Below are 19,344 nucleotides of genomic sequence, written 5' to 3'. Positions count from 1 at the left end.
TTATACAGATAAAAAGCTATACCTTTTTATCTGCTAAAATAAACTCCTCTACTATTTTACCAAAAAGTTCAGGTTGTTCCACATGAATTGCATGTCCAGCATTATTTACTAATGTCATCTTGCTATTTGGTAGTAACTTATCCATCTTTTCATTAATAGAAATAAACTTATGGTCCAATTCCCCAACAATTAGCAATACTGGGACAGTAAGTGCTGAAAGGGTATACCACCAGCTTGGTTGACTACCAGTTCCCATAGACCGTAACGACATTACTAATCCTTCGACTGATTGAGACATTCGTTCCCTGCGGAGCTCTTTACGGACATTCTCTGCTAAATCTCGCTGCGATAAAAAGAGTGGGATATTTTCCCAATATTTAACAAAGGACTCTAGGCCTTTTTCTTCAAGCATACTTGCGAGATTCTCATCCTGATCGATTCGTTTCTTACGTTCTTCTATCGTCGCTAATCCTGGAGAAGCACTTTCAAGGGTTAGCGACTTTAGCGCTTGCGGATAGAACATTGCATATGAAAGAGCGGTTCTTCCTCCCATGGAATAGCCTACTAGATGGAATTGATCAAACCCATTTTCTGTCACAATTCGGTGAATATCATGACAACAGCTCTCCATGTCAACAGAGGAAGATGCAAAGGTTTTCCCATGTCCTGGCAAATCGATGACTAATATTGTAAATTGTTTTTGGTGTTTTTCTAAGAATTGATCCCAAGTATGTGTACTTCCCGTGAATCCATGCAGCAATACTATTGGTTCACCATTTCCATGGATTTCATACCAATAACTCACATCCCGAATTAGCGTTCTCACTGAACCACCAGCTTTAAAATATCCTCTTCAATAGCTGTCCATAATTCCTTGTGCCAATGAAGATTTTCAGTTCGATCTGTTTTCACCTCAATAACAGATAATCCTTGTTCTTGATAGCTTGCTAATAACATTTCTTTTAATTCGCTAGAATCTGTCGGATTGTGATACGAACCTCCATACATTTCAATTGCCTTTTGAAAATCAATATTTAGCGGTGTTCCAAACAGTACCTCGAAATGTTTTTCATGGTGGAATTGTGGTAAAAACGAGAATATACCACCACCATTGTTGTTGATTACAAGGATCGTAATATTGAGATTATAATGTTTTGCTGCAAGTAAGCCATTCATGTCATGGAAAAACGATAAATCGCCTAATAATAGCGTTACTGGGTTTCCAGACGCTGCAGCTCCTAATCCACTTGATATAATCCCATCAATACCGTTTGCCCCACGATTAGCTAATAATGTTAGCTTTTTAGAGCCCGCCATTAGGAATGTATCTACATCACGGATGGACATACTATTTCCTACATAAAATGTACTTTTGTTAGGAATTACATCTGTTAATTGCTTCACAGCTTCTCCTTCTGTAAGTGAACCAACCGATGCTTTTACTAAATGTTTCTTAGCAATCGAATTAAAGTTTTTCCAAGTAGTTAACCAGTCATTGTCTGAAGAAGAGCTTATAATTCCAGCCTCTAATAAATCTGAACAAAATAAAACCGGATCAGCATAAATATATTCTGTAGGATTACCAACCGGTTCACGATAGCCAGCATCCTGTTCAACCACGAATTGGAGAGCAGTCTGATTTTCTTTCACAAAAAATAAATATGCCTTAGATACTGGCATAGCTCCAAACCGAATAATATAATCAGGTTTTAAATAAGCTCGGATTTTTTCATTGCGTAAAAAACTGTCATAGCCCTCAATAATATTTCCAGTTGAATGGGAGCCAGTTCGAATCAGTGATAGCGGATCAGCTAAAATTGGAACTCCCCAATTTTCTGCAAGCAATGTAACAGCCTCCGCTAAATCCTGATCCATTTGTGGACCACATACAAAAAGTCCCTTTTGCAGAGAGGCTAATCGCTCAGCAAGCTGATTTATAAAGCTCTCTGGGAGCCTTCTTTTCCCATCATGCCATCTAGTATATGGCTCACGAATTGGTTCTCCCCAAAGATCCTTAAGTGTGAAGTCAGGAATAAGAGGTTCTTGAAAAGGAAAATTCAGATGAACTGGTCCTGGATTACCCGATAAAGCCTCATGAACTGCTCGTGCTGCTCTTATTCTAGCGTAATTTAGCATTTCTGCTGTAGACTTAGGCAATGCCATCTCATGAAAGCTCTTCACATAGGAGCCGTACATCTTTATTTGATCAATGGCTTGTGGTGCACCAACATCTCGTAATTCATGGGGACGGTCTGCAGTTAGAGCAATTAACGGTACCCTACTCTCATGTGCTTCTACTATCGCTGGATAATAGTTAGCAGCCGCAGTTCCAGAAGAACAAACTAGTGCAACAGGCCGATTTGTTTGTTTCGCTAATCCCAAACCGAAAAATGCAGCAGATCGCTCATCTAAAATAACCCATTCTTTAATTTCTGGATGCTCTCGAAAAGTCATGGCAAGTGGAGTTGACCTTGATCCAGGTGAAATAATGACATCAGTTAATCCACTTTTTGCTAATTCATCAACAAAATTTGCAATATATCTCGTTAAGTCTTCCGTGTGACTCATTTTTTATCCCCCTAATACGGTTAACATCGGTAAAAACTTAATTCGCGTCTCTTCAAATTCCGCTTCAGGGTCTGAACTTCTTACCACTCCACAGCCAGCAAATAATGAAGCAGTATTACCCTGAATAAGTCCTGAGCGAATCGCTACAGCAAATTCGCCATTTTGATTACTATCTATCCAGCCAAAGGGGGCTCCATACCATCCTCGATCAAGTAATTCAGATTCGCGAATATAGGATAGTGCTTCTTTTCTAGGCTCCCCGCCTAGTGCAGGCGTTGGATGTAGCTTCTCAATGACATCAAATATACTATACCCTTCTTTAAATATACCTCTTACAGGTGTATATAGATGCTGCAAATTTCTTAATCTATAAAGAACAGGCTTTTTAGGTATCTCCATTTTCTGACAAAATTCCTCTACAGAATTCTTTATCATTTGCACAACAAAATCATGCTCTTGCAAATTTTTTTCATCGTGCAATAATTGATACCCTATCTTATCATCCTCAAGTTCATTCCTACCCCGAGGTGCAGTCCCAGCTAAACAAGTTGATAATAACTGATTACCTTCCAGTTTTATTAGTCGCTCTGGACTAGCTCCAACGAAACAATCCGTTCCTTTTTCATATGCGAAAATATAACTGGTAGGTTGTGTATCAATTAATTGTTTGATTACATCCGTTAAACCAACTTCTTCTGAGAAGGTTAATCGTAGCTCACGAGCTAAAACGATTTTCTCTACTTGGCCTTTAGCTATATATTCAGTTGCATGTTTTACTGTCTCTTTCCACTGTTCTGGTTCAACTTCTTCCCGCCCAACAATTACTGGCTTTTTATGGTCTATATTTTGATAAGAAAGGAGAGCCTTCTCTTGATCAGCAAGTTGTCTTATTAAAAGCTTCGGATCATCCATTCCATCTACTAAAATCGTTGTTGTTAAAAAAGTCCCTTGTTGATTTACAAGTAATAAAAATGTCGGAACTCGAAGTTCATTATTCGTAAACTTATTCCACAACGCTGTCTTAGGCTTGTGTGGATCAAAAGCCATCCCACCAATTGCAGCAATTCCAGTCCCAGGAATCTGATACGGATTATTAATCACCGCTTCCTTCAAAACGGACTCCCATTTCTCCTCTAAACTAGATATAGCTTGAGAGTCCTCGTGGATAGAAACAGCACTTCCTATCCCTACCATCACAAAGTCATCGATTGTACTATGCCAATAGGAACGATTCATATGTAACGTTAATCCTGCTTCAAAAAAGTGCAAGGGGTTTAACGGTTGTATTTTTTTCGTAAAGCTCACTAGCCTTGACTCAGAGGAGTGTAGGCCCTGAATCACTCTTACTAAAGTGGACTCAAGTGTTTCCTCTTTAACCTCTATCATTTGGTTGTCCTCCGTTTTAACATGATACGTCTCTTTATATTCTATTCCCTTTCTTCTAGTTTCTCAAGAAAACTACTATCTACTCCAAATAGCCCTACTTTTACACCTGTTATCCTACTTCATTGACACCCTTACTCTTTTTGCCTAAACTAAAAATGATATAGATAGATAAGGAGTTAGTTTATGGCAACAACAGATAAAGATCATATTAAAAGAGCCTTAAATGAACGGGACGGCTTTCAGGTTTGGTGGAGACTACTTCGCCCGCATACATTGACTGCATCATTTGCTCCAGTATTTGTTGGAACAATGGTCGCATTAAATGCCGGTAGTTTTCATCTATTATTATTCTTGGCAATGTTAATTGCATCCATCTTAATACAATCTGCCACAAATATGTTTAATGAATATTACGATTATGTACGTGGTGTCGATTCGGAGCATTCCGTTGGTATTGGTGGAACTATTGTTAGGGATGGAATCCAGCCAAAGACAGTACTTCGTTTGGCACTCATTTTTTACGGAATTGCCCTTTTACTGGGTATATATATTTGTGCAATCACCAGTTGGTGGATTGCTGCCATTGGGCTAGTATGTATGCTGTTTGGTTATTTATACACAGGAGGACCATTTCCAATTTCTGCAACACCGTTTGGAGAAGTTTTTTCTGGATTCTTCATGGGTACAGTTATCATCGGTATTAGTTATTATATACAAACAGGTTATATAGACGCATTCCCTATTTTCATCTCCATTCCAGTTGCGATATTAATTGGTTGTATAATGCTTTCTAATAACATTCGCGATTTAGATGGTGATAAACAAGGTGGGCGGAAAACACTAGCCATATTACTTGGAAGATACAATGCCGTTCGTTTTCTAGGTCTATTATTTATTATCGCATTCTATTTTACTGCATATTTTATTATTATTGGCATTTTACCACTATGGTCTCTCCTTACATTTGTCGCAGTGATTCCTGCTGTAAAAGTTGTAAAGGGGTTTAAAGGAAAAACAAAACCATTAGAAATGATGCCAGCTATGGTGCTAACTGGAAAAACCAACTCCATTTATGGCATCCTGCTAGGCTTGTCTTTATTGATTAATTATTTCATCTAAGAACTACTAATACTTATAAAAGGGGAGAGTTCAGATGGAAATATCAAATACACTTATGGAATCGCTTGGTATTGAAACACTGTCACTAGATAAGGAACTTGTTGTCATGACAATGCCAGTCGATCACCGTACACATCAGCCTCTTGGCTATCTACATGGGGGAGCCAGTGTAGCACTTGCTGAATCCGCTGCAAGTGTAGGAGCATGTTTACATGTCGATTTAGAGAAATTCCATGTTTTTGGAATCGAAATTAATGCGAACCATATCAAGAGTAAACGTGATGGAATTGTAACAGCAAAAGCAAGACCAGTCCATGTTGGAAAAACGACGATGGTATGGGAAGTTGACATTCGAGATGAAGATGAGAAATTAATTTGTATTTCTAGATGTACAATCGGAGTTGTACCGAAGAAATAAAAAAAATCAGTGGGGAACTAGTTCCCCACTGATTTTTTTATAAAGCATCACATAAAAAGTAGTTCAGAATTATCCCATAAGGCTGAACTACTCTCTAAACATAAATTTGATTATACAAATTTTGCTTGCTGCTGTTCAATCCAGCGGCGCATTTTGATAAATATTGGTACAAATAATATTCCTACAATAATTCCTTTAATCACGTTAAAAGGTAAAATACCAACTAAAATAGTAGTCATCATAAATTCGTGGGTAACTTCTCCCCAGCCCATCATCAATGAGTATGCTGGTAGCAACACAAAGTAATTAAATACTCCCATTCCTAATGCCATGATGATTGTTCCAGTTATTAATCCAGAAACAATACTTTTTACATTTTTAAATTTGTGATAAAGAATTCCTATTGGTAACACAAGTAACACACCAGCTATTAGGTTTGCTGTAACACCTACTATTTCCCCACCACCTATTGCTAGATATAAACCATTCTTTATGGCTACAACAATAACTCCAGCTAATGGTGAGAAGATTAATGATGCCATAATTGCGGGTACATCACTAAAATCAATCTTTAAATAACTTGGTAATAATGGGAGAGGAAAATTAATAAAGAACAGCAATAATGATACTGCACCTAACAAAGATAATATTATAAGTCTCGTTAATTTGGATGATTGCTTATTACTAGTTTGCATCATCTAACTCCTCCTTCACATGCATCGATTCACATCTTGTGAAGGATGAACCTATTCCTACATACAAATAAACCCTAAAGCCATAACCTAATCGGGGCTTTAGGGTTTTAAATTCAATAGGAAATAGAGGCACATAAAAATGTACCAACTGTTCGGCTCGACATCTTCTCCCATCCAGACTTTAACTGTCGGTCCTGGATTTACACCAGATCAACCAATTTGACATACCTCTCAAACGGCTCACGGACTTAGAACCATGGTTCATTACCGTCGGTCGGGAATTACACCCTGCCCCGAAGATGGAATCGATATGATATTTTCAATCTTAATTATAACACATACTTTTGATTTGAAAAGGAGTATGCTCACTATTATTTTAAATAAACCAACTGGAAATATCCAAAATTTGATTGGAATCAGAAAGGGAGCCTAGTATCACCTTTGAAGATGTTTATTACTTAATCAAGGGGATTTAAGCTCTCCTCTCCCGTCAAATCAGCAATCATTGTAACAAGTAGATTTATCTCCTGATCTATATCCATAAAACTTGCCGTCTCAACTGGCGAATGCATGTAACGTAACGGCAATGATACTAACGAAACCGGAACACCACGACCAGTGTACCGCATTTTATCAGCATCAGTGCCAGTATGTCTTGGGGTTAGCTCATACTGTATCTCTAGCTGAAGCTTTTTGGCAGCTTTTTCTAATAATTGATTAATTTTACGATTGATTGGAGCACCTTTTGCTAACACCGGCCCCTTTTCCAGTCGAACATCACCATGCTTATTCTTATTAACACCAGGATAATCCGTAGCAAAAGTCACATCACATGCAATGGCCATCGTTGGTTCAATTCCTGCAGCTGCAAAATATGCTCCACCCATATTCGTTTCCTCATTGACAGTACTTGCTGCATATACTCCAACTGTACAGCCCTTTTTCTTTAATTGCCTTAGCACTTCAGCAACGATAAATGCTCCAGTCCGGTTATCCAAACCTCTACCGGAGATATAGCGGTCCATTAAAATTTCAGGCTCTGTTTTGTACACTACTAAATCACCTATTTGTACAAATTGTTCTGCCTCACCCTTTGTTTTAAAGCCACAATCAATAAATAAATCCTCTAGGTCAAAATCGTTCTTCAATCCACCATGATGTTGAGCATTTACACCAATGACACCTGTTAATGTTTTACCATAGCCTAAGACGGTTGTTTTCATACCGACTGCAGCCTTTGGATTAATTCCACCCATTTTATCAAAATGTAAAAAGCCATTTTCATCAATACGATTAATAACAAGAGCTATCTCATCGCAATGCCCTGCCAACAGAACTTTAAATGGAGCATCCGGATTCAATACACCTATAACATTTCCAGCATTATCTGTGATGACATCATCGGCAAACGCTTTAAAGTAATCACGTATTTTCTTTTGAATTTCCACCTCTTCACTGGAGGGGGAAGGAGTTCTAAGTAATTCTAATAAAAAATCTCTATTTGTCTTTTCCAATACAGACAACTCCCTTAATTATAAATTTATTGGTTTTATCATAACAAAATAACAGACAGCAAGCACTTTTATTTACGCAGCTTAAAATAATTATTAAACTTTATTTAATATATTGAATAGGAGGATGAACATGACATTAAATGATTGGTTCTTAAAAGCCATGTCTCACCAAGCATATATTGATGCGATGGAAACACATAAAGAAAATTTACTACATATCTATCATTCGTTCACCACACCAGAGGATAATGATTTCTTTAAACGTATACAAGATAAAAAATTACGAGTTATTGTCTTGACAGAGGATTGGTGTGGGGATGCTATGATGAACATTCCAATTCTTCTACATTTAGCTGAAAAAACAAATATGGAAGTTCGTATGCTCCTACGTGACTCTAATTTGGAGCTTATGGACCAATACTTAACAAATGGTAAAGCACGTTCTATCCCTATCTTCATCTTTATAGACGAGGATGGAAAGGAAATAGCAAAATGGGGTCCTAGAGCGGAAGAGGTTCAACATTATGTGGAGGAAATAAGAGCTGAATTACCGGATAAAGAGGCAGAAGATTATAATGAGAAGCATCGTGAAGTAATTCAAAAAATGACTGAAACATTTAAATCGGATACTAAACTTTGGAATGTAGTATACACCAGTCTAAAAAACACACTATCAAGCATGTACTAATATCAGAAGACCCGACCACTATAATAGTGGTTGGGTCTTCTGATATAGTTGCGTAGAAAATGGTACATACTAATGAGACACAATAATTTAGTTAGGTGAGAGAATGAATATTGAGCTCTTTAAACATGTCTATTTTCGACTTCCCATCCTAGTTCGCCTACTTGTAACCGTTCTTTTAGTTATGATTCTATTTGGCGCTATCATTCATTTTATAGAACCCAACCAATTTCCCACAATCTTTGACGGTATATGGTGGGCTGTTGTTACAGGTGCTACTGTAGGATATGGAGACTATGTTCCATTATCAACAGCGGGGCGAATCGTTGGTATTATTTTGATTTTAACTGGTGGGGGATTAATTACTTTCTACATTACTCAATTTGCTGCGACAACAGTACAGCATGAAAATGATCTTTCTCACGGTAAAGTCGCATATAAAGGAACGAAGCATTTCATTCTAATCGGCTGGAACGAAAAGACTAGAATCTTAATCCAACGGGCATTAAAGCTAGATCCTAAGCTTGAGATTGTATTAATTGATCAAACCTTAACTAGCATATCGTATCAGCATTTTCCAATTCATTTTATTCATGGAGACCCAACCGATGATTATATCTTACAAAAAGCAAATATTCGAGATGCGATAAGAGTCATTATAACCGCAGATAATCATCGGAATGAAAAACAAGCTGACAATTATTCCATCTTAACTACCGTAGCGGTTCGCGGCAACCACCCGGATATTCCCATTTTGGTCGAAATTCTTTCATCCAACCAAATTGATAATGCCATTCGTGCTGGGGCAAGCACCATACTTCGCCCAAATGATTTTATGAGCACATTACTTTTCCATGAAATATTTCATAATAAGTCGAATCCATTTGAATCAATTATTCAGCTACTAAAAACACAAAAATTTAAGCAAATACATGTATTAGAAGAGTACTATCACAAAAGCTTTTTAGAGGTATCGACTGCACTTCATGTAAAACAGTATTTAGTACTCGGAATACTTCGAGATAACGAATGGCATATGAATCCTCCCCCTTCCACGCCTTTACAGGAAGGTGATATATTAATAACGTTAGTTCCATGGCGACATTAATATTTTGCCTGAATCCACTTTCTATGATAGAATTATTTATTGCGTGAAAAGAAACGAATATATAGGAGTTGTTCAGCATGACAGACAAGTTTGAAATTGGTGAGGTTTTGAAAGGCAAGGTCACAGGAATCCAACCATATGGTGCATTTGTTGCATTAAATGATGAAGTACAAGGATTAGTTCATATTTCAGAGGTTACCCATGGATTTGTAAAAGATATTAATGATCATCTATCCGTAGGAGATGAAGTTTCGGTAAAGGTACTAAGTGTTGATGAAGATAATAATAAAATTTCACTTTCCATTCGTGCCACTGAAGAGCCACCTAAGAAGCAAGCGAAAGCAAAACCTCAGAAAAAATCCGTTAAACTAGAAGAGGATACTTCTGGATTTAATACCCTAAAAGAAAAACTAGAAGAGTGGATTGAGCAATCTGAATTAAAAAAATAAGTTTTTCTGACAGAGGCTTCCCCCCATCAACATTACCTATTTTGTTAATATTGATGGGAGAAGCCTCTTAAACATTTCTTACAGCTATGATATGTTTGAATCAACAGAGTCTATTTTAACTATTAATTTAGGAGTTGAGAAGAATGACACATATCCAATTTTCTTATCAGCATGCACTGAATTTTTTACATAAAGATGAGATAGACAATTTTTCAGACTATGTCCAAGTAGCACATCAGGCTATCCATAATAAGACAGGTCCTGGAAGTGATTTTTTAGGTTGGGTTGATCTACCGGAAGATTTTGACAAAGAAGAATACAGCCGTATTAAAGCAGCTGCTGAGAAAATACAAAAGGATTCCGATATTCTCCTTGTCATTGGAATTGGTGGCTCTTATCTTGGAGCAAAAGCCGCGCTAGAAATGTTGAACCATTCCTTCCAAAATATGCTTTCTAAGGAAAAGCGTAGCACACCACTTATTATTTTTGTTGGGCACCATATGAGCTCTACATATATGAAAGAATTATTGGATGTACTTGAAGGAAAGGACTTCTCCATTAATGTAATTTCTAAAAGTGGTACAACAACAGAGCCTGCTCTAGCATTCCGTATTTTTAGAAACTATTTAGAAGAAAAGTATGGCAAGGAAGAGGCAAAATCACGAATTTTTGCTACTACAGATAAAGCACAGGGAGCACTAAAAGGTCTTGCAGATGAAGAGGGCTACGAAACATTTGTTATTCCTGATGATGTAGGTGGAAGATTTTCCGTTTTAACTGCTGTTGGCATATTACCACTTGCTGTTAGTGGAATAAATGTGGATGACATCATGCAAGGTGCACGGAAGGCCATGAATGATTTTAATGAGCCTCAAATAAAAGACAATATAGCCTATCAATATGCTGTCGTAAGAAATGTTTTATATCACAAAGGTAAGACCATTGAGATGTTAGTAAACTATGAGCCTAGCCTTATCTTTTTTGCCGAATGGTGGAAACAGCTATTTGGTGAGAGTGAAGGAAAAGATCAAAAAGGAATCTTTCCAACCTCAGCTAATTTCTCAACTGATCTTCATTCTTTAGGGCAATATATACAAGAAGGCCGTCGAGATCTCTTTGAAACGGTAATTCATGTCCATAAGTCAAAATTTGATTTAACCGTAGAAACAGAGGAAAACAATGCTGATGGTTTAAATTACCTAGTAGGTAAAACAATCCATGAAATTAATGATAAAGCTTTCCAAGGTACTCTGCTTGCCCATACTGATGGTGGTGTACCGAATTTGGTTATTCATGTACCAGAGCTTGATGCATACACCTTTGGTTATCTTGTTTACTTCTTTGAAAAGGCATGTGCGTTAAGTGGCTATTTACTAGGTGTAAATCCTTTTAATCAGCCTGGTGTAGAAGCCTATAAGAAAAATATGTTTGCCCTATTAGGAAAACCTGGATTTGAAACGGAAAAAGAAGAATTAGAGAAAAGACTTTAATCCTAAAATAAACAGCTCAAATCTGAGCTGTTTATTTATTCAATACCACTTATCTTCCAGACTCCATTTACCTTCACCATATCCATAGTAGCAATTATTTGAATATCCTCGTGCCACCCTAGAAAATAAATAGTAGCACTTTCCTTTGTTGGATATTGTACAGCTACTAAATTACTTTTATCTTTTATATCCCACCAATCCATCTTTTCACTATTTTTAATTGTATATTCGCTATTTATGGAAGTGAATACCGCTTTATCCTTTTTCTGGTAGGAGTAAATATATAATGATGTTAATTCTATTGGGCTGAGACCTTGTAATACCGCTCGGTCAAAACTACTAGCATATTCCTTGTAAACTTCAGTCGTATTATCTATAAACGGCCATTTATTTAAATCATAAATATCACTATATCCTACATTCTGAAATCTTGGATCAAGCATTACCTCAATTCGATTATAATTAGGATAATCCTGTGAAGTATATTGCCATTCATTAGCCTCCCAATCTTTAATTGCCTCTTCAACTGCTCCATAGAAGATAGAGTTTGGGTTATTATGTAAAAACTGATAAAACTCCTCTTTTTCTTCCATTAATGGCTTAGGTTCGTTTCCACCCGTCAAATAAATCGAGAGATAACTACTTATCTCCTGTGCTAGTAATTTTCGAAATTCATTGGAATAGATTTCTCCATACTTAATAATTAATCCTTCCAGCGCTAATAAATCCGTATCTATATTCTTCCAATGACCATCTGTATAAAAATCCTTAACGTTTTCCGAGAATCTTATATATTCTATATACCCCTTATGAAACCCAGCTTCACTAGTTTTTTCTTTAAGGTATTGATAATCAATTTGCACAGTCAGAATTTCCGTGTCATGTGTGAGATAAAAACCTTGTTCCCGAATTATTTTAATAAGTTGTTTTATTTCCTTTGGGCCTTTGTAGCCTTCTAAGTCCTCTTGTGCCAGAACGATTGCATCATAGTCATCTATCATAATTTGATGTTTTGTTAAGTGTTGCGACAAGTATTCCTGGAATTCAAATTTATATATATTATAAGAATTAAGTAGTTGTACCAAGGACTTATCACCATTTTCTTTGGATGCATCTAAGTCTCTCGTCCATTTAGAAGGAGGAGTTAAAAAGTAATCAATTAATTCTTTTACCTCTTCCAAACTACCGTAGAAATCATCTCCTGAGTGTTGGTTCATATCTTCAATGAAATCACTAACATAGGATACAATAGAAAATTGATTAGCATCCGCCAACCCAAATTCTAGGGCTAATTTCTTCTTTTTTTCTTCTAAGTAAGCTAGTATTTCTGGATTAACACTTTCCTCCACTGTATCTATTTCCATCTTTTCATTGTATCGCTTTTCCTGTAATGTCCGTTCTTTTTCACGTGCTAGTTCCTTCTTCTCTTCCTGTAAATAGAAAATAGCTATGCTAAAAAAGAACAGTAATCCTATAACTGCGATAAAAGTAGGGAGACGTTTTTTCCAGCTATTTTTGTTTTTTCTAAGCTCAATATACTGTATAATACCATCAGTATTACAGAATTCTGGAATGACATCATAGACATACTTCATTTCATATAAAGATTTTTCCAGCTCATTCACGAGTGCAACGGAATTCCACTCCCTCACCTTTCCACACATTTTCCGAATGATTCGTTTACCACGATCTATTTTTACATTAACCGATTCTGTATTCATCTTTAATAGTTGAGCTATTTCATCCATACTCAAGTTATGAAAAAAGTAAAAAATAAGCGGCGCTTTAAGATTTATATTCAAATCTTGAAATACTACATGAAGAACATGATGAGGTTTTTTTTCAAAAAAATAGCCGAGCTGCTGATCATGGATTACAAAGCTTGTCTCAGGTTTCTGCTGTTTTTTAAGATAAGCTTTTATTGTTTTGTACGCCGTTTGATAAACGGATAACCACTCCGTATCTCCATCTATCTCTTTAAAAACATAATATAAGTTATAAAATACTTCTTGTACTACCTCTTCAATATTGTTAGTTACTATACCAAATTGAAAAGAAAGTCTTTCTACTTCTGGTTTATACCGTACTACAAATTTATGAAAATCTAGTACTGTATTCTCTTTGTTTACATAGTAAGCGTTATACATTTTCTCCCCTCCCTTTTGACCACTTCTTATCTTATCTATAAGACGATTTATTTTAAGTAAAGTTTCAAGGCACCGAATTAAAACAGTTCATTCGATTATTAGAACTGCCTATTTTATGTATATAAAACAGTAGATGAGTAAAAAATATTTCGTTCTAAAAAAGTTTTTTTAAAAGTATGTTTAAATTTATTTTATCAGGGTATAACTATTAACGTAAGACTTTCTCGTATTCCCCCTGTAGGCAAGGCGTTATAACGCTTTGCTTTTTTTTATTTATTAATTCCTTTACAACTAATTACCCCAAAGAATGTGAAGCTTTCTAATGTTAAAATTACTATGGTTCTGTATAATTAATAGTAATGTAGTTTGAAGGAGGTTTCCATATGGGATTTTTTGAAACTGTTTACGACCGTAAAAATACAAGGTCTGTCAAATGGGATATGCTTGATGAGGTTTTTAACACAAGCGATGTATTACCAATGTGGGTAGCTGATATGGATTTTAGAGCACCTAAAGAAGTTACGGAGGCACTTTTAGAAAGAGTGAAACATGAAATTTTTGGGTATACAGTCATTGATAAAGATGTAAAAGCTTCCATTGTAAACTGGGTAGCTAGACGCCATCATTGGGAGATTAACCCAGAATGGCTTTCTTTTAGCCCAGGTGTTGTCACAACCTTACATATGGCTGTACAAGCATTAACAAATCCAAATGATTCTATTTTAATCCAAACACCTGTTTATACGCCATTTTACAAGGTGATAGAGGAACATGAGCGGAAAGTTGTGAAAAGCCCGTTAATCCGAAAGGGCGATACATATGCAATTGATTTTGAAGATTTTGAAGAAAAATTAAAACAAGGTGTAAAAGCATTTATTTTATGTAATCCACATAACCCAGTAGGAAGAGTGTGGAAGTATGAAGAGCTTAAGGAGATAGCTAGGCTTTGTTTAAAATATAATGTGTTCATCATTTCTGATGAGATACATGGTGATTTAGTTTTTCCTGATAAAAAGCATATACCTATCGGCTCTTTGTCTGAAGAAATTGCTAACTGTACGATCACTTGTATGGCTCCATCCAAGACTTTTAATCTTGCCGGATTACAAGCTTCTTATGCCGTTACAGCAAATCCTGAGCTACGTAAAAAGCTGGATCATCATTTTACGATTCAAGGTATCCATGGTCTTAATACTTTAGGGAATACCGCTTTGGAAGCGGCATATAATTTTGGTGAGCCTTGGCTAAACGAATTACAGGAAGTTTTGGTCAGTCATCATAACTATGTAAAAGAAGAATTAGAAGCGAAAACAGATTTACAAGTTATTCAATCAGAAGGAACTTATTTACTATGGATTGATTGTAAATCATTAAATATGGATGACAAAGCGTTACATTCCTTTTTTATTGAACAAGCAAAGGTGGGTCTAAACAAAGGAATAGACTATGGTGTTGAAGGCTCACAATTTATGCGGATGAACATTGCTTGTCCAAAAGAGATTTTAGTAGAAGGTGTACAGCGTATTATTGATGCTGTAACAAATAGATAAAGTAATTAAGCGCGGAAACACTCTAATTCCGCGCTTCTAATTTGAAGAGTTAATAAAAATGCTTTTGACTATAAAAATCAACGTGATTAATTTATTCATCTTTTTGTTTTTCATTAAATTCTGTTGGATCTGTAGGTGTTTGTTCTGGAACTTTTCCTTTACCAGATTTTATTTTACCACAAAGTATTCTTACTCCCGAGTCACCACCAGGCTGCGACACGCCGTCATCCTGTCCTTCTGTAACAACTAACGAGGTTCCCTCACCACGAAGTAAGGACATTTTTCCTTCCTTAAGCGTTGCCTTTGGTAGCATCAATTCGGCATCTACTAATCCATCTGAATCCGCCTCCACATTAGGTAAATCTCCTAAATGGGAACCCTTTGGATGCATTAATCCATGTTCCTTTCCCTCTGGATTTAAATGGCTACCTGCTGATTTAAAGTCTGGTGCATCACATTTTGGATATTCATGTACATGAATACCGTGAAATCCGGGAGTTAACCCTTCTAGTTTTAATTTTATCTTCACACCATCTGCCTCTTCTGATAATTCAGCTGTTCCTACCATATCACCCGATGCATTATACATGTCCACTGTTTTCGTTGTTATTATCTTACTTTGGCAAGCGGTAAGTAAGAATACTGCTAAAAGGAATATAAGCGATTTTCGCATTTACACTTCTCCTTTTGTGCTTAGTATAAGTAGTATTTGCAAAATTCATTAGGGTAAACATATGCGGTTTGAATTATTGAAGATAGCTATAAAAAAAGAGATAAAGCTATACGCTCTATCTCATTGAGTAGTTGAAGTATCATCATGCTTTTCAATTTTTAAATTTTTATATTGCTCATCAAATTTCTTTTCTTGTTTTTTGGAATATTTATAAATAAGGTATAATGCTACACCAGCACCTATCATAAATATTACCAGTGAAATGACAGCTGGGATATATTCTGATTTATCGTCAGGAAAATACAAAAATGGCATCATATTAAATCACAATCCTCTCCCAATAAGTATACCAAATATAAGGCAGTTACAATAGTCCTGAAGCCTAATTGTTCGCTAATTCGTCGAAAATTTGGCACAATGAGAGAAATGACCTGTTACATTATTGGAGAGGAAAAGGAGGCTCATTACGTTATTATGTCTACTCTTAAATTAGGAAAAATCATTCAAGTACCTTATAAATCGGGAATATATGTTGGAGAAATTGTGGAAGACCGTGGTGATAATTATCTTATAAAAACATTAGCTGTACTAAAGCATCCGATGCAAGGGGATCTGCACCATCCAAAACAAGTAGAAAATGTCATCTTTCACGAGAGAAAAGCATTATCACAATATGAGAAGTTTAATGCGTTAAAAGATATTGTAACAGCATATACAGAACCAGTACCTGATTATGGTACTTCTTTAAAAAATTCTGTAATAGCTTATAAAGAAAAATTAGCAAATAAAGCCAATGACTACAATACTGCCGCTCTAAAGGCATTAGAAACTGTGGAGAGTAGCTATTACTTAGGACTATGATTAGAGAATATGAGGTTTGACTCTTTTTGAGCTGCCTCTAAAATTTCCTGTAAAAAATAAAGCCAGAGTTTCCTCTGGCCCTTTGATTACTCACCCAAGTTTTCTTTAATTACTTCGGCAATTCCTTGAATTGCTTCTTCCTCGTCATTACCAGTAGCTGTAATCTTGATTTCCGCACCCTTTGGAATTCCAAGTGACATAACACCCATGATTGATTTTAAATTCACAGTTTTATCGTTATATGTCATTTCAATTTCTGACTGATACTGACCAGCTTTATTTACTAATAAAGTTGCTGGGCGCGCATGTACCCCTGTCTCTGCAGTGATTTTAAATGTTTGTTCCTTCATTTTGTTTCATCCTTCCAAACGTAATATTCGCCTGTACAAATTTTATGTACTTTTTTCCTTGATTATTCAATATTATACGTGAATAATTGAACTTACTTACATTATATACAAATTTATCACTTATTCAAAATAAAAAGACTGTGAAATTTGTTTTTAAATAGGGATTATGATAACTTTAGTTTTAGATTAGGCTACTAGGAGGGCATAAACATGAGTGTGCATATTGGTGCAAAAAATGGAGAAATTGCTGATAAGATATTATTACCAGGAGATCCTCTTCGCGCAAAATATATAGCGGAAACTTTTCTGGAAGATGTTAGTCAATATAATGAAGTTCGAGGTATGTACGGATTTACTGGTACATATAAAGGGGAACGAGTATCTGTTCAAGGAACAGGCATGGGTGTTCCATCTATTTCCATTTATGTTAATGAATTAATTCAAAGCTATGGCGTCAAAAAACTTATTCGTGTAGGTACATGTGGTGCTATCCAAAAAGATGTAAAGGTTCGTGATGTGATCTTAGCTCAAGGAGCAACAACAGATTCTCGCATTAACCAGCTTATCTTTAACGGAATTGATTATGCACCACTAGCCGATTTTGATTTGTTACGTACTGCTTATGAAATTGGTACGGAAAAAGGCTTAAGCATCCGTGTCGGGAACGTATTTACAAGTGATACGTTTTATCGTGATAATGCAAAAGAGGTGAATGAATTACTAGCCAAATATAAAGTACTAGCAATTGAAATGGAAACAACTGCATTATACACATTGGCAGCAAAATTTGATTGTCAGGCACTATCTGTCCTTACCGTATCAGATCACATTCTTACTGGAGAGGAAACAACCTCTGAGGAACGGCAGACTACCTTTAATGAAATGATGGAAATCGCTTTGGAAACAGCAATTAAATAGGTTTTCATAGGAAGCTTGGCTATCCCAGGCTTCTATTTTTTATTTATTAGATGGTTCTGAAGAATACCCAGTTAAAATAGTTTAAGCTAAAGGAATAGTATTCATAACATATTATCAGATGGTTATGATAAAATATCATCAACTATATACGTCTAACTGAAAGGAATCACGTAATGCAACTATTTTCCAATTATCCGTTAATTGCAGCACTATCTGCTATTATCTTTGCACAAGTCATTAAAATACCTATACGATTTATTGCCACTCGAGAGTTTTTGCCAGGCTTGGCATTTAGTACTGGTGGTATGCCAAGTAGTCATTCAGCAGCAGTTAGTGCATTATCGACAGCAATTGGCATCGTGGAAGGTTTTAGCTCAACCATATTTGCGGTTTCAGCAATTTTTAGTGTGATTACGATGTTTGATGCATCAGGAGTTCGCCGTCATGCTGGAGAACATGCTACATTATTAAATCAATTAGTAAAGGACTTCCAAATTGTCATCGCTGGCGCCAAGAACTGGGACAGTAAACGAGACTATGAAAAGAAAGAAGATTTAAAGGAATTACTTGGCCATAAACCGATTGAAGTATTTTTTGGTGCGTTATCTGGAATTATGGTCGCTATTTTGCTTTACCAATTATATGTGTAAAAAACACCACTTCATATGGAATACCATAATGAAGTGGTGCTTTTAATGCTAATTCAAACGAGTATCATTCACTTTTCCGAAATACTTGTAATGCTTGATTTTCATTAAGGTCCTTCATAACCTCTTCAGATAGTTCCCCTGTTCCTTTTTCAATAATATAAACATCAACCTCTCGTTTTCCCCACTCCGAATACACCTTTTCTACCGTATCAAAATAAAGGTCTATTTTATTACCGTTAATTGCTCGGCCCTTATCCGCTACAACCCCAAAACCATAATCTGGTATCCAAAGTATCGTTCCGATTGGGTACACGGATAGATCTGCTGCAATTGTAGAATACAAGTCCCGCTTTACCTTAACTCCAGAATAGGTTATACCGTACTGTGGGTGATCTGGTGTCTTTCCAGTTGACTCTACCCCAGCTGTATATCCAGTAGCGATTACTTTTGCCTTTGGGAACTTTTCAATATTTATAGCCTCTTCCACCTTTTTTGGGGCATCTATTTGTTCACTTGAAATATATTGCTTCTGCTTTTTTAACATCAATAGTTCTTTTTCATGTAACGCTATCTTTCTATGTTCCGCCAGTTCTGCATAATAAATATCTGCGGCCACAGCTTCACTATGCTTCAGCATCATGGCTAAATCTGTGTAAGTCACATTGGATATACTGGATAACGTTGTCCAAAATGCTAACAAAAATAGCGTCGTCATGCATATCCTTCTAAATATACTACTGATTTTCAATAATAACACCTCTCT

20 protein-coding genes and 1 riboswitch are annotated in these 19,344 nt (G+C 36.1%); of the genes, 10 read left to right on the top strand and 10 right to left on the bottom strand.

Annotated elements, in window-relative coordinates:
• Positions 1 to 16: 16 nt before the first annotated feature.
• The 3 genes from menH to HNR27_RS03760 are packed head-to-tail and all read right to left on the bottom strand — an operon-like array spanning position 17 to position 3,954.
• Entirely contained in the window at positions 17 to 826 is an 810-nt protein-coding gene (gene menH, locus HNR27_RS03770) for a 2-succinyl-6-hydroxy-2,4-cyclohexadiene-1-carboxylate synthase (RefSeq protein ID WP_212922064.1), read from the bottom strand.
• Positions 823 to 2,568: a 2-succinyl-5-enolpyruvyl-6-hydroxy-3-cyclohexene-1-carboxylic-acid synthase gene (menD, locus tag HNR27_RS03765; RefSeq protein ID WP_212922065.1), complete on the bottom strand. Its 1,746-nt coding sequence runs from the start codon at positions 2,566 to 2,568 to the stop codon at positions 823 to 825. The genes menH and menD overlap by 4 nt, the downstream gene beginning before the upstream one ends.
• Positions 2,569 to 2,571: 3 nt before the next feature.
• A complete protein-coding gene (locus HNR27_RS03760) occupies positions 2,572 to 3,954 on the bottom strand; it encodes an isochorismate synthase (protein ID WP_429338807.1) in 1,383 nt (460 codons plus the stop codon).
• Positions 3,955 to 4,137: 183 nt separating this feature from the next.
• Between HNR27_RS03760 and HNR27_RS03755 the strand changes: the two genes are divergently transcribed.
• Positions 4,138 to 5,073, top strand: coding sequence for a 1,4-dihydroxy-2-naphthoate polyprenyltransferase (locus HNR27_RS03755; RefSeq protein ID WP_429338806.1), 936 nt, complete (start codon positions 4,138 to 4,140; stop codon positions 5,071 to 5,073).
• A 34-nt stretch (positions 5,074 to 5,107) separates the two neighbouring features.
• Positions 5,108 to 5,491 (top strand): hotdog fold thioesterase, encoded by a 384-nt coding sequence (locus HNR27_RS03750; RefSeq protein WP_429338805.1) that lies wholly within the window; start codon positions 5,108 to 5,110, stop codon positions 5,489 to 5,491.
• A 110-nt stretch (positions 5,492 to 5,601) separates the two neighbouring features.
• Here HNR27_RS03750 and HNR27_RS03745 read toward each other — a convergent pair whose 3' ends face one another.
• Both HNR27_RS03745 and HNR27_RS03740 read right to left on the bottom strand, forming a co-directional pair.
• Positions 5,602 to 6,186 (bottom strand): ECF transporter S component, encoded by a 585-nt coding sequence (locus HNR27_RS03745; RefSeq protein WP_212922184.1) that lies wholly within the window; start codon positions 6,184 to 6,186, stop codon positions 5,602 to 5,604.
• A gap of 158 nt (positions 6,187 to 6,344) precedes the next feature.
• A riboswitch (FMN riboswitch) is annotated at positions 6,345 to 6,491 on the bottom strand.
• A gap of 153 nt (positions 6,492 to 6,644) precedes the next feature.
• A complete protein-coding gene (locus HNR27_RS03740) occupies positions 6,645 to 7,700 on the bottom strand; it encodes a M20/M25/M40 family metallo-hydrolase (protein WP_429338804.1) in 1,056 nt (351 codons plus the stop codon).
• A 130-nt stretch (positions 7,701 to 7,830) separates the two neighbouring features.
• On the opposite strand from HNR27_RS03740, the gene HNR27_RS03735 reads away from it, so the two are divergent.
• From HNR27_RS03735 to HNR27_RS03720, 4 genes are all read left to right on the top strand, one after another.
• Entirely contained in the window at positions 7,831 to 8,388 is a 558-nt protein-coding gene (locus HNR27_RS03735; protein ID WP_429338803.1) for a thioredoxin family protein, read from the top strand.
• 103 nt (positions 8,389 to 8,491) lie between these two features.
• On the top strand, positions 8,492 to 9,493 hold the full coding sequence (locus tag HNR27_RS03730) for a potassium channel family protein (RefSeq protein WP_212922071.1): 1,002 nt from the start codon (positions 8,492 to 8,494) through the stop codon (positions 9,491 to 9,493).
• A 77-nt stretch (positions 9,494 to 9,570) separates the two neighbouring features.
• Positions 9,571 to 9,942: a S1 domain-containing post-transcriptional regulator GSP13 gene (yugI, locus tag HNR27_RS03725; RefSeq protein ID WP_212922072.1), complete on the top strand. Its 372-nt coding sequence runs from the start codon at positions 9,571 to 9,573 to the stop codon at positions 9,940 to 9,942.
• 143 nt (positions 9,943 to 10,085) lie between these two features.
• Positions 10,086 to 11,432: a glucose-6-phosphate isomerase gene (locus HNR27_RS03720; protein WP_429338802.1), complete on the top strand. Its 1,347-nt coding sequence runs from the start codon at positions 10,086 to 10,088 to the stop codon at positions 11,430 to 11,432.
• A 35-nt stretch (positions 11,433 to 11,467) separates the two neighbouring features.
• Here HNR27_RS03720 and HNR27_RS03715 read toward each other — a convergent pair whose 3' ends face one another.
• A complete protein-coding gene (locus HNR27_RS03715) occupies positions 11,468 to 13,579 on the bottom strand; it encodes a sigma-70 family RNA polymerase sigma factor (RefSeq protein ID WP_429338801.1) in 2,112 nt (703 codons plus the stop codon).
• Positions 13,580 to 13,962: 383 nt separating this feature from the next.
• Between HNR27_RS03715 and HNR27_RS03710 the strand changes: the two genes are divergently transcribed.
• A complete protein-coding gene (locus HNR27_RS03710; RefSeq protein WP_429338800.1) occupies positions 13,963 to 15,129 on the top strand; it encodes a MalY/PatB family protein in 1,167 nt (388 codons plus the stop codon).
• A 91-nt stretch (positions 15,130 to 15,220) separates the two neighbouring features.
• Here HNR27_RS03710 and HNR27_RS03705 read toward each other — a convergent pair whose 3' ends face one another.
• Together HNR27_RS03705 and HNR27_RS03700 are read right to left on the bottom strand one after the other, a co-directional pair.
• Positions 15,221 to 15,802, bottom strand: coding sequence for a superoxide dismutase family protein (locus tag HNR27_RS03705; protein ID WP_429338799.1), 582 nt, complete (start codon positions 15,800 to 15,802; stop codon positions 15,221 to 15,223).
• 120 nt (positions 15,803 to 15,922) lie between these two features.
• Complete coding sequence (locus tag HNR27_RS03700) at positions 15,923 to 16,120, bottom strand: hypothetical protein (RefSeq protein ID WP_212922077.1); 198 nt, start codon at positions 16,118 to 16,120, stop codon at positions 15,923 to 15,925.
• A 156-nt stretch (positions 16,121 to 16,276) separates the two neighbouring features.
• Here HNR27_RS03700 and kapB point away from each other — a divergent pair, with 156 nt between their 5' ends.
• A complete protein-coding gene (gene kapB, locus HNR27_RS03695) occupies positions 16,277 to 16,663 on the top strand; it encodes a kinase-associated lipoprotein KapB (RefSeq protein WP_429338798.1) in 387 nt (128 codons plus the stop codon).
• Between the two features lie 86 nt (positions 16,664 to 16,749).
• Here kapB and HNR27_RS03690 read toward each other — a convergent pair whose 3' ends face one another.
• Positions 16,750 to 17,013 (bottom strand): phosphocarrier protein HPr, encoded by a 264-nt coding sequence (locus tag HNR27_RS03690; RefSeq protein WP_212922079.1) that lies wholly within the window; start codon positions 17,011 to 17,013, stop codon positions 16,750 to 16,752.
• A gap of 210 nt (positions 17,014 to 17,223) precedes the next feature.
• Between HNR27_RS03690 and deoD the strand changes: the two genes are divergently transcribed.
• Positions 17,224 to 17,931 (top strand): purine-nucleoside phosphorylase, encoded by a 708-nt coding sequence (gene deoD, locus HNR27_RS03685; RefSeq protein WP_429338797.1) that lies wholly within the window; start codon positions 17,224 to 17,226, stop codon positions 17,929 to 17,931.
• A gap of 173 nt (positions 17,932 to 18,104) precedes the next feature.
• Positions 18,105 to 18,581: a divergent PAP2 family protein gene (locus HNR27_RS03680; protein WP_429338796.1), complete on the top strand. Its 477-nt coding sequence runs from the start codon at positions 18,105 to 18,107 to the stop codon at positions 18,579 to 18,581.
• Between the two features lie 64 nt (positions 18,582 to 18,645).
• Here the strand turns inward: HNR27_RS03680 and HNR27_RS03675 are convergent, their stop codons facing one another.
• Positions 18,646 to 19,296, bottom strand: a complete 651-nt coding sequence (locus HNR27_RS03675; RefSeq protein ID WP_429338795.1) for a 3D domain-containing protein — start codon at positions 19,294 to 19,296, stop codon at positions 18,646 to 18,648.
• Positions 19,297 to 19,344: the final 48 nt, after the last annotated feature.

The sequence above is a fragment of the Ornithinibacillus bavariensis genome, assembly GCF_050433565.1.
GTDB lineage: Bacteria > Bacillota > Bacilli > Bacillales > Amphibacillaceae > Ornithinibacillus > Ornithinibacillus bavariensis.
The sequence above is the reverse complement of the archived record's forward strand: the minus strand, read 5'-3'. Positions and strand labels throughout refer to the sequence as shown.